Annotated in this window: 8 protein-coding genes and 1 tRNA gene; 1 reads left to right on the forward strand and 8 read right to left on the reverse strand. The window is 69.0% G+C overall.

The genetic code is table 11. The features are described from left to right. Nucleotides 1-76: 76 nt before the first annotated feature. Nucleotides 77-541 carry a hypothetical protein gene (locus HCC61_RS26150; protein ID WP_169139514.1) on the forward strand — a complete coding sequence of 155 codons (465 nt, stop codon included), beginning with the start codon at nucleotides 77-79 and terminating at the stop codon, nucleotides 539-541. Nucleotides 542-782: 241 nt separating this feature from the next. Here the strand turns inward: HCC61_RS26150 and HCC61_RS26155 are convergent. The 8 genes from HCC61_RS26155 to dnaN all read right to left on the reverse strand — a co-directional run bounded on the left by HCC61_RS26155 (nucleotide 783) and on the right by dnaN (nucleotide 10,873). After that, nucleotides 783-859 (reverse strand) — tRNA-Ile (locus tag HCC61_RS26155). A gap of 81 nt (nucleotides 860-940) precedes the next feature. Then, nucleotides 941-1,657, reverse strand: coding sequence for a DUF3566 domain-containing protein (locus tag HCC61_RS30975; RefSeq protein WP_240969312.1), 717 nt, complete (start codon nucleotides 1,655-1,657; stop codon nucleotides 941-943). An 81-nt stretch (nucleotides 1,658-1,738) separates the two neighbouring features. Then, nucleotides 1,739-4,390 carry a DNA gyrase subunit A gene (gene gyrA / locus HCC61_RS26165; RefSeq protein WP_169139516.1) on the reverse strand — a complete coding sequence of 884 codons (2,652 nt, stop codon included), beginning with the start codon at nucleotides 4,388-4,390 and terminating at the stop codon, nucleotides 1,739-1,741. A gap of 104 nt (nucleotides 4,391-4,494) precedes the next feature. Next, the gene (gene gyrB / locus HCC61_RS26170) at nucleotides 4,495-6,639 is read right to left on the reverse strand and encodes a DNA topoisomerase (ATP-hydrolyzing) subunit B (RefSeq protein ID WP_346777391.1); all 2,145 of its coding nucleotides are present in this window, start codon (nucleotides 6,637-6,639) and stop codon (nucleotides 4,495-4,497) included. A 243-nt stretch (nucleotides 6,640-6,882) separates the two neighbouring features. Then, a complete protein-coding gene (locus HCC61_RS26175) occupies nucleotides 6,883-7,494 on the reverse strand; it encodes a DciA family protein (RefSeq protein WP_169139518.1) in 612 nt (203 codons plus the stop codon). Continuing rightward, the gene (gene recF / locus HCC61_RS26180; protein ID WP_169139700.1) at nucleotides 7,487-8,665 is read right to left on the reverse strand and encodes a DNA replication/repair protein RecF; all 1,179 of its coding nucleotides are present in this window, start codon (nucleotides 8,663-8,665) and stop codon (nucleotides 7,487-7,489) included. The genes HCC61_RS26175 and recF overlap by 8 nt, the downstream gene beginning before the upstream one ends. Before the next feature lie 8 nt (nucleotides 8,666-8,673). Continuing rightward, nucleotides 8,674-9,606 carry a phosphogluconate dehydrogenase (NAD(+)-dependent, decarboxylating) gene (gene gnd / locus HCC61_RS26185; RefSeq protein ID WP_169139520.1) on the reverse strand — a complete coding sequence of 311 codons (933 nt, stop codon included), beginning with the start codon at nucleotides 9,604-9,606 and terminating at the stop codon, nucleotides 8,674-8,676. A 136-nt stretch (nucleotides 9,607-9,742) separates the two neighbouring features. Beyond that, the gene (gene dnaN, locus HCC61_RS26190) at nucleotides 9,743-10,873 is read right to left on the reverse strand and encodes a DNA polymerase III subunit beta (RefSeq protein ID WP_169139522.1); all 1,131 of its coding nucleotides are present in this window, start codon (nucleotides 10,871-10,873) and stop codon (nucleotides 9,743-9,745) included. Between the last annotated feature and the right edge of the window lie 140 nt (nucleotides 10,874-11,013).

The raw sequence follows: 11,013 nt of genomic DNA on the forward strand, positions 1-11,013 counted from the left end.
AATCCGGCGGTGCTCTTCTGATCCGTGGGGCTGACAGGACTGCGTACGTCGCTATCAGCCAGTAGGGTGCGCGATCATGCAACAGACCGGTGAGACACCCGTCAAACTTCGGGGGAGTTGGCGAAGTTGGACGTTCGTGCGTGGGGTTCCGTTCGTGGTGCTGGCAGTTGCCAGCGTGTGGGCGGCAAGTCGGGCACCGGACGGGCGGCAGGCGCCGCGGATGGACTGGAGCCTTGACGGGGAGTCGGTGCTGCTCGCGCTGACGAAGTGGCCGCACTTCCTGTGGATGGCCGTGTTGTTCTGCTTGGCGGTACTCGCCGTAAGCGTCAACCGGCTGGGACGAGCCGCCGGGCTGACCCTCGTCGTCGGGCTGGCCTGGGAGTTGGCGGAGACCACGGTCATCGGGCACAACCCACGAATTGCCGACTTGGTGCCCGATGTTGTCAGCGTCGCCCTCACGTCCGGGATCGTTGTGGGCATTCGGACACTCACTCGAGACCGGTCTGCGGCGAGCATAGGTCTTCGGCGCTCTGGCAGTTGACAATAGGCGTAGCGGCTTTGGGCTGGAGCTGCCTTGGGGCGGCCTAAAGCCGTGGAGCCGACCGTCTCAGCCACGACCTCTCTCTTCTGGCTCGCGTCCGCGCGCGGGCCGCGCGGCGAGCGGAGCGAGCCCTCGATGCTCGCTGAGCTACTGGAAGATCCACTCATCGGCTGATCTTGCCGTTGGTGTCACCTGTGGGTGTCAAAAAGCACCGTGGGATGTCCCACGGTGCTTCTTGCGCTGGTGGGGCTAGGAGGACTTGAACCTCCGGCCTCATCCTTATCAGGGATGCGCTCTAACCATCTGAGCTATAGCCCCGTGCTGCACCGAAAGATTAGCGCACTTCCATCGGTGCCCCCAAATCCGTTCCGGGGGTCCGTCAGGCCGGCCGGCCAGGCGTCACTCGTCCTCGGCGAGGGTGACTTCGACCCCGCCGACGAAGCCCGCCGACAGGTTGTAGATGAAGGCCCCCAGCGTCGCCAGGGCCGTGGCCAGCACCACGTCGATCGCCGCTATGACCGCCGTGAACAGCAGCACCTTCGGCAGTGACAGGAACGATTCGAGATCGAACCCGCCGCCCGAGGCCCCCGACTGCGTCGCCTCGCTGACGGTGGCGGATATGGCGGTGAAGACGCCCATCGCGTTCATCACCATCCACAGCACCGCCACCGCGACGATCGTGCACACGCCCAGCGCTATCGACAGCAGGAAGCTGACCTTCATCACCGACCACGGGTCGGCCTTGGCCACGCGCAGCCGCGCCTTGCGGGTGCGCGGGACCGTACGGGCGCCGGTACGCGAGCGGCGCACGGCGCCCGCGCCCCCGGTCATGCCCGCCAGACCCCCGCCCGCGGCGGCACCGCCGGTGGGACCGTGTCCCACGCTCGTGCCCGAGTCCGTGGTGGCGTAGCCCGTACCGTCCGTGCCCTGCTGCTGCCCATCCGTGTTCGCGGACCCGGCGCCCGGCCCCGGCCCCGCACCCGTGCCGTGGCCCATGCCCGCCGTCGGCGGACTCACCGGCGGAGCCGGATACGCCTGCGGCGGCCGGTGCGGCTGCGGATGCGCCTGCGTGTGCTGCTCGGACCGGGTCTGCGGTTGCGGCTGGGCCTGCGGCAGCGGCTGCGACTCCGGATGCGACTGCTGCCCCGAACCCGTCTCCTGCTGCGCACGGGGCTGCGGCTGGGCACCACTCACGCGTTACTCCTCGTCGTCCGAATCGTCCGCCTCGACCGGTACGGCCGCCGGCTCCTCGCCCGGCTCCCCACCGGGCTCCACAGCCGCCTCCACTTCCTCGGCCTCACGACCGGCCTCCGCGTTACGGGCGACTCCGACCACCGCGTCCCGCTTGCCCAGGTTGATCAGTTGGACGCCCATCGTGTCCCGGCCCGTCTCCCTGACCTCGCTCACGCGCGTACGGATCACACCGCCGCCGAGCGTGATGGCGAGGATCTCGTCGCTCGCCTCGACGACCAGTGCGCCGACCAGCGAGCCACGGTCCTCCACGATCTTCGCGGCCTTGATGCCGAGACCGCCCCTGCCCTGCACGCGGTATTCGTCCACATCGGTGCGCTTCGCATACCCGCCGTCCGTGGCGGTGAACACGAACGTACCCGCACGAACGACGTTCATCGAGAGGAGTTCGTCACCTTCACGGAAACTCATGCCCTTCACACCAGAAGTCGCACGACCCATGGGCCGCAGCGCCTCGTCGGTCGCGGTGAAGCGGATCGACTGCGCCTTGCGGCTCACCAGCAGCAAATCGTCCTCGGGGGAGACCAGTTCGGCACCGATCAGCTCGTCGTCGCGCCCGTCGTCCATCTGCCGCAGATTGATCGCGATCACGCCGCCGGAGCGCGGCGAGTCGTAGTCCTTCAGCGGAGTCTTCTTCACCAGGCCCGACTTGGTGGCGAGCACCAGATACGGCGTGGCCTCGTAGTCGCGGATCGCGATCATCTCCGCGATCTGCTCGTCGGGCTGGAACGCCAGCAGGTTCGCCACGTGCTGACCGCGCGCTTCCCGCCCCGCGTCGGGCAGTTCATAGGCCTTCGCCCGGTACACCCGGCCCTTGTTGGTGAAGAACAGCAGCCAGTGGTGCGTCGTGGAGACGAAGAAGTGGTCGACGATGTCGTCCTCTTTGAGCTTCGTGCCCCGCACGCCCTTGCCGCCGCGCTTCTGCGCCCGGTAGTCGCCCGCCTTCGTACGCTTCACGTAGCCGCCACGGGTGATCGTGACGACGATGTCCTCCTCGGCGATCAGGTCCTCGATGGACATGTCGCCCTCGAAGGGGATCACCGTCGTGCGGCGGTCGTCACCGAACTTGTCCACCAGCGCGGTGAGTTCCTCGCCGATGATCTGCCGCTGGCGGCCCGGCGAGGCCAGGATCGCCTTGTACTCGTCGATCTTCGCCTGGAGATCGTCGTGCTCGGCGGTGATCTTCTGCCGCTCCAGGGCCGCGAGCCGCCGCAGCTGCATCTCGAGGATCGCGTTCGCCTGGATCTCGTCGATCTCCAGCAGGCCCATCAGGCCGCCGCGCGCGTCCTCCACGGTCTGGCTGCGCCGGATCAGCGCGATGACCTCGTCGATCGCGTCGAGCGCCTTCAGCAGACCGCGCAGGATGTGGGCCCGCTCCTCCGCCTTGCGCAGCCGGAAGCGCGTACGGCGCACGACCACGTCGATCTGGTGCGCCACCCAGTGCCGGATGAAGGCGTCCAGCGACAGCGTGCGCGGCACGCCCTCCACCAGCGCCAGCATGTTCGCGCCGAAGTTCGTCTGTAGATCGGTGTGCTTGTAGAGGTTGTTCAGCACGACCTTCGCGACGGCGTCCCGCCGCAGGACGATCACCAGCCGCTGGCCGGTGCGCGAGGACGTCTCGTCCCGTACGTCCGCGATGCCGCCGACGCGGCCGTCCTTCACCAACTCGGCGATCTTCAGCGCGAGATTGTCCGGATTGACCTGGTACGGAAGCTCGGTGACCACCAGGCACTGACGGCCCTGGAGCTCCTCGACCTCGACCACCGCACGCATCGGGATCGAGCCGCGGCCCGTGCGGTAGGCCTCCTCGATGCCCTTGCGGCCCACGATCAGCGCGCCCGTCGGGAAGTCGGGGCCCTTGATCCGCTCGATCAGCGCTTCCAGCAACTCCTCGCTGGAGGCGTCCGGGTGCTCCAGATACCACTGGGCACCCGACGCCACCTCGCGCAGATTGTGCGGCGGGATGTTCGTCGCCATGCCGACCGCGATGCCGGCGCTGCCGTTGATCAGCAGGTTCGGGAAGCGGGCCGGCAGAACCGTCGGCTCCTGATTGCGCCCGTCGTAGTTGTCCTGGAAGTCGACGGTCTGCTCGTCGATGTCCCGGAGCATCTCCATCGACAGCTGCGTCATCTTGCACTCGGTGTACCGCATGGCGGCGGCCGGGTCGTTACCCGGCGAACCGAAGTTGCCGTTGGAGTCGACCAGCGGCATCCGCATCGACCAGGTCTGCGCGAGGCGCACCAGGGCGTCGTAGATGGAGGAGTCGCCGTGCGGGTGGTACGTGCCCATCACGTCGCCCACGACGCGGGCGCACTTGTAGAAGCCCTTCTCCGGCCGGTAGCCGCCGTCGTACATCGCGTACAGCACGCGCCGGTGCACCGGCTTCAGGCCGTCGCGGATGTCCGGCAGCGCACGCGAGACGATCACGCTCATCGCGTAGTCGAGATACGAACGCTGCATCTCAGTCTCGAGGCTCACCGGATCGACGCGCGAGGCGGCGCCCTCGATCTGCACCGGCGCCGGGTCGCCGGCGACCACCGGCTCGGTGCCGTCGTCCCCGTCGGGGCTGTCAGGAGTGGGAGTGATCTCGTCGGCCATTGCTCAGCTCAAGTCCTTCAGTGTGTGTGCGGCGGCACCGGACTGCACGGCGCGGGGACCCGGGGGCGGTGCCACGGGAGACCCGCCTGCGCGGACGCCGGGGCTCAGATGTCGAGGAACCGGACGTCCTTGGCGTTGCGCTGGATGAACGAGCGCCGTGCCTCCACGTCCTCGCCCATGAGGATCGAGAACAGGTCGTCCGCGGCCGCGGCGTCGTCCAGCGTCACCTGACGCAGCACCCGGTGATCGGCGTCCATGGTCGTGATCCGCAGCTCCTCGGCGTTCATCTCGCCGAGACCCTTGAACCGCTGGATCGAGTCGTCCCTGATCCGCTTGCCCTGCTCGCGGCCGAGCTCGATGAGGCTGTCGCGCTCGCGGTCGGAGTAGGCGTACTGATGCTCGTCCCGCCCCCACTTGACCTTGTAGAGCGGCGGCTGCGAGAGGAAGACGTGCCCCGCCTCGACCAGCGGGCGCATGAAGCGGAACAGCAGCGTCAGCAGCAGGGTGTTGATGTGCTGGCCGTCGACGTCGGCGTCGGCCATGAGAATGATCTTCTGGTAGCGCAGCCTCGCGATGTCGAAGTCCTCGTGGATGCCGGTGCCGAACGCAGAGATCAGCGCCTGCACCTCGGCGTTCTGAAGGACCTTGTCGATACGGGCCTTCTCCACGTTGAGGATCTTGCCGCGGATCGGGAGGATCGCCTGGAACTCCGGATTGCGGCCCGACTTGGCCGAACCGCCGGCCGAGTCGCCCTCCACGATGAAGATCTCGCACTTCGCCGGGTCGTTGGACTGGCAGTCGCTCAGCTTGCCCGGCAGCGACGCCGTCTCCAACAGGCCCTTGCGGCGCGTGAGATCGCGGGCCTTGCGCGCCGCCACCCGGGCCGTCGCCGCCTGGATGCCCTTGCGGATGATGTCCGCGGCCTCGTTCGGATTGCGGTCCAGCCAGTCGCTGAGGTGCTCGTGGGTGATCTTCTGCACGAAGGTCTTCGCCTCCGTGTTGCCCAGCTTGGTCTTCGTCTGGCCCTCGAACTGCGGCTCGCCCAGCTTGACGGAGATGATCGCCGTCAGGCCCTCCCGGATGTCCTCACCCGTGAGGTTGTCGTCCTTGTCGCGCAGAAGGCGCTTGTCCCGTGCGTACCGGTTGATCAGACCCGTCAGCGCCGCGCGGAAACCCTCCTCGTGCGTGCCGCCCTCGTGCGTGTGGATCGTGTTGGCGAAGGAGTACACGCCCTCGCTGTACTGGTTGTTCCACTGCATCGCGATCTCGACCGAGAGCATCCGCTCCTTGTCCTCGGCCTCGACGTCGATCACCGTCGGATGCACCAACTCGCCCTTGCGGGAGTTGAGATAGCGCACGAAGTCGGAGATGCCGCCCTCGTAGTGGTAGCGGACGGAGAGCTGCTTGCCCTCCTCGTCCACATGCTCGGGACGCTCGTCGACGAGCTCGATCACGAGGCCCTTGTTGAGGAACGCCATCTCCTGGAACCGGCGCGCGAGCGTCTCGAACGAGTACTCCGTGCTCTCGAAGACCTCCGGGTCCGCCCAGAACGTGACCGTCGTACCGGTCTCGTCCGTCGCCTCGTTCCGCTTCAGCGGCGCCGTCGGCACACCCAGCTTGTAGTCCTGCGTCCAGCGGTAGCCGTCACACTTGATCTCCACCGCCAGGCGCTGGGACAGCGCGTTGACGACCGAGACGCCCACACCGTGCAGACCGCCCGAGACCGCGTACCCGCCGCCGCCGAACTTGCCGCCCGCGTGCAGCACCGTGAGCACGACCTCGACCGCCGGCTTCTGCTCGGACGCCACGATGCCCACGGGGATGCCGCGGCCGTTGTCCTGGACCCGCACGCCGCCGTCCTCCAGCAGCGTCACGGTGATCGTGTCCGCGTGCCCGGCCATGGCCTCGTCGACCGAGTTGTCCACGACCTCCTGTACGAGGTGATGCAGACCACGTTCACCGGTCGAGCCGATGTACATGCCGGGCCGCTTGCGCACCGCCTCAAGGCCCTCGAGAACGGTGATCGCGCTCGCGTCGTACGACGGCTCACCGTCCGCGGACACGGGCGAGACCGGCGGACCCACCGGAGGAACCTCGGCGCCCGCGCCGTCGACCAGGGCGGCTCCGGCCTGTGTGGCCGCCTCGGAGCCGTTCTCGCCCGGTGTGCCGGTGTCGCCGTCGGTGGGAGTGTTCTCGTACTCGTTGAGATCGCCGGAATCGGCCACGAAGCGCCCTTTCTGGCACAGCACAGGCCGACTCCAGAAGCCTGGAGCGGCTGCGTCGTTCGACATGTTCCGCAACGGGGCGGGTTCTCGACCAGTGTACCGGTGGCGGCTGCCTGAATGGGCGTTTGCCGGTGCCTGAGTCCGCATGTGCCGTCCTGAACTGGCGTCCGCCGACTCCCCATATGCACACCGGGGGGCCAGCGCGCTCACAGGGGCGCTCAGCGCTTCGGGCTGTCAACGTCCCATCACGGTGAGCGCCCTCACGAATCACCCGTAGGTGTCCCCGGGCCCCTTGCTACCCGGTGCACGCAACGGACCACTACGCGTAACAGGAGCCTGCGGACCGAGCACCTTCAACAACGCGACCGTCCCATCGCCCAGATCCTCGTTGAGGCGCGCCACGAGCCGCGGCGCCAGCAGCCGGAGCTGCGTCGCCCACGCCGTGGAATCACACCGCACGGTCAGCACCCGCTGCTCCTCGTCGTACCGCTGCGGCTCGCAGTGCTGCGCCACCTCCGGACCGACCAACTGCGGCCACCGGCCCATCACACCGCCCACCGCGGCCGGAACCTCCCAGCCCCGCTCGGTGATCAGCCCCCGCACCGCCGCACCCAAAGACAGCGGATCCCGTCCGTCACGCCCCGATCCGGAACGCGGCACCCGGCCACGCCGCACGTCCTTCTTCTGCTGCGCCGCCGCACCACGCGCCCGCGCCTGCTCCTTGGCCGCGCGCAGCGCCACCCGCGCGAGATCGACACCGGTGGGCTCTGCAGGCTCCGGCCGCTCCGCGCCGGGCGGCGACTGCGGATCCGGCTCCGCTGCCTGCTGCTGCGGCGCCTCCGGCTCCGGGTCCCGTGCGGCCCCGGGCTCCTCACTCATCGCGTACGACCTCCCCGTCCGCGACCGCGAAACGGGCACCCGCCAGCACCTCCGGCACGTCCTCCGGCACCGCCGCCGTCACCAGCACCTGCTCGCCCGGAGCCACCAACTCGGCCAGCCGCGCCCGCCGTTGCACGTCCAGCTCGGCGAAGACGTCGTCCAGCACGAGTACCGGCTCGTGGCCCTCGCTCTTGAGCAACTCATACGAAGCCAGCCGCAGCGACAGCGCGAACGACCACGACTCGCCATGGCTCGCATAGCCCTTCGCGGGCAGATCCCCCAACTTCAGCACCAGGTCGTCCCGGTGCGGGCCCACCAGCGTCACACCGCGCTCCATCTCCGCGCGGCGCGAGTCCCTGAGCGACGACAGCAACCCCTCGTAAAGCTCCGCGGGGGAGGCGGCACCGCCGGCCCCGTCCCCGCCGGAATCCCCGTCCCCGCGGTCGCCCCCGTCACCGCCGTCCGCCGGAACCCCCCGGTACTCCAGCCCCACCGGACCGCCGCCCGGCGCGAGCCGCTCGTACGCCTTGTCCGCGAGCGGCCGCAGCGCCGATATCAGCTCCAGCCGCCGCGCCAGCAACTCCGCGCCCACGCGCGCCAGATGCTCGTCCCACACGTCCAGCGTGGAGGTGTCCACGGCACGGCCGCCGTGCCGCCGCGCCATCACCGCCGACTTCAGCAGCGAATTGCGCTGCTTCAGCACCCGGTCGTAGTCGGAGCGCACCCCTGCCATGCGCGGCGAGCGCGCCGTCACCAACTCGTCCAGGAACCGCCGCCGTTCACCCGGATCGCCCTTCACCAGCGACAGATCCTCGGGCGCGAACAGCACCGTACGCAGAATCCCCAGCGCATCGCGCGGCCTGACCTGCGAAGAGCGGTTGATCCGCGCGCGGTTGGCCTTGCCCGGGTTCAGCTCCAGCTCGACCAGCTGCTGCCGGTCGTCCTGCCGCACCGCCGCCCGTACGACGGCACGCTGCGCACCCGCCCGCACCAGCGGGGCGTCCGACGACACCCGGTGGCTGCCCAGCGACGCGAGATAGCCGACGGCCTCCACAAGATTCGTCTTGCCCTGGCCGTTCGGCCCCACGAAGACCGTCACGCCCGGACCGAGAGACACCTCGGCCCGGGCGTACGAACGGAAGTCGGCGAGCGACAGATGCGTGACGTGCATCGGAACCGTCAACCACCCACCGGCGGAAGGACGTCCGCCCCCGGAGTGTCACCGTCCACATGTACGCCGCTCGCCGAGACCGCGTGTCCGCCGAACTGGTTCCGCAGCGCCGCCACCATCTTCATCTGCGGCGAGTCCTTCTGCCTGGACGAGAAGCGCGCGAAGAGCGACGCCGTGATCGCCGGCAGCGGCACCGCGTGGTCGATCGCGGCGTCGACCGTCCAGCGGCCCTCGCCCGAGTCGGCCGCATAGCCGCGCAGTTCGGCGAGATGCTCGTCCGACTCCAGCGCCTTGACCGCCAGGTCCAGCAGCCACGAACGGATGACCGTGCCCTGCTGCCACGAGCGGAACACCTCGCGCACGTCCGTCACCGAGTCGACGGCCTCCAGCAGCTCCCAGCCCTCGGCGAAGGCCTGCATCATCGCGTACTCGATGCCGTTGTGGACCATCTTCGCGAAGTGGCCCGCACCTACCTTCCCGGCGTGTACGGAGCCGAACTCGCCCTCGGGCTTGAGCGCGTCGAAGACGGGCTGGACCCGCGCCACGTGCTCGGCGTCGCCGCCGTACATCAGCGCATAGCCGTTCTCCAGGCCCCAGACGCCTCCGGAGACACCGCAGTCGACGAAACCGACGCCCTTGGCGGCCAGCTCCCCGGCGTGCTGCTCGTCCTCCGTCCAGCGGGAGTTGCCGCCGTCGACGACGACGTCGCCGGGGGAGAGCAGCTCCGCCAGCTGATCGATGGTCGACTGCGTCGCCGCCCCGGCCGGGACCATCACCCACACGACGCGCGGTCCCTGGAGCTTCGCCACCAGCTCCTCGACGCTTCGCACGTCCGCGACATCGGGGTTGCGGTCGTAGCCGATGACTGTGTGGCCGGCCCGGCGGATGCGCTCGCGCATGTTCCCGCCCATCTTGCCGAGACCGATGAGACCGAGCTCCATCAGTGCCCCTTCTTTCACGTTTCGTACCTGGGCCCGAGCCTACGCCCACAGGGTGTGCGCACAGCTGTGGACTCCGCTTGCCCGAACGTGCTGACCAGGAGCTACGGCGTGGACCGCACGGCACCCAGCCCGTGGCTCAGCCCGACAACCGCACAGGCATGATCAGGTACTTGTACGCGTCGTCCGCCTCGACATCCCGCGCGGGCTTGCCGCTCAGCAGCGCCGGTTTCGTCGACGTCGTGAAGGAGAGCTGGGCGACGGGGGAGTCGATCGCGCTCAGACCCTCAAGCAGGAAACCGGGGTTGAAGGCGATCGAGACGTCATCGCCCTCCAGCTCCGCGTCCACACGCTCCACAGCCTGTGCATCGTCGCTCGACCCGGCCTCCAGGGTGAGCACGCCCTGCTCGAAGCTCAGCCTGACCGGGGTGTTCCGCTCCGCGACCAGCGCGACGCGCTTCACCGCCTCGACGAACGGCGCCGTCTCGATCACCGCGACCGAGTTGAACTCCGTGGGGAACAGCGTGCGGTACTTGGGCAGATCGCCCTCCAGCAGCCTCGTCGTCGTACGCCGCCCCGCGCCCTCGAAGCCGATCAGACCCTCGCCCGCGCCCGAACCCGACAGCGCCAGCGTGACGTTGTCGCCGCTGCTGAGCGACTTGGCGGTGTCCAGCAGGGTCTTGGCGGGTACGAGCGCCACCGACGAGGCGTCCGGCGTCTCCGGCTTCCACAGGAACTCGCGTACGGCGAAGCGGTACCGGTCCGTCGAGGCCAGGGTGACCGTGTCGCCCTCGATCTCGATCCGTACGCCCGTGAGCACCGGCAGGGTGTCGTCGCGGCCGGCGGCGATGGCGACCTGGGAGACGGCGGAGGCGAACACTTCGCCCGGCACCGTGCCGGTGGCGGTGGGCATCTCGGGCAGCGCCGGATACTCCTCCACAGGCAGTGTGTGGAGGGTGAAACGGGAGGAGCCGCAGGAGACCGTGGCCCGTACACCGTCTGTGGAGATCTCCACGGGACGGTTGGGGAGCGAGCGGCAGATGTCGGCGAGCAGCCGGCCGGAGACGAGGACCGTGCCCTCCTCCTCGACCTCGCCTTCGACCGAGACCCGCGCCGAGACCTCGTAGTCGAAGCCGGAGAGGCTCAGGGAACTGTCCTCGGCCTTCAGCAGCAGACCCGCAAGGACAGGTACGGGCGGACGGGCGGGGAGGCTCTTCGCCGCCCAGGCCACCGCCTCCGCGAGTACATCGCGCTCTACCCGGATCTTCACCTTCAGCCGCCTCCTGCTGTTGCTGGCTGCTCGCCCTGCTGCCTGTCGTAGTCGGCTCGTTGCCGGGGTCCAGTCTGACGCACGCCGCCGACAGTCGGCGTGGGTGTGGGTCAAGTCGTTGCGGGGTGGGTAGGACAGGG

The sequence above is a fragment of the Streptomyces sp. HNM0575 genome (assembly GCF_012726265.1).
In the GTDB taxonomy this organism is placed as follows: domain Bacteria; phylum Actinomycetota; class Actinomycetes; order Streptomycetales; family Streptomycetaceae; genus Streptomyces.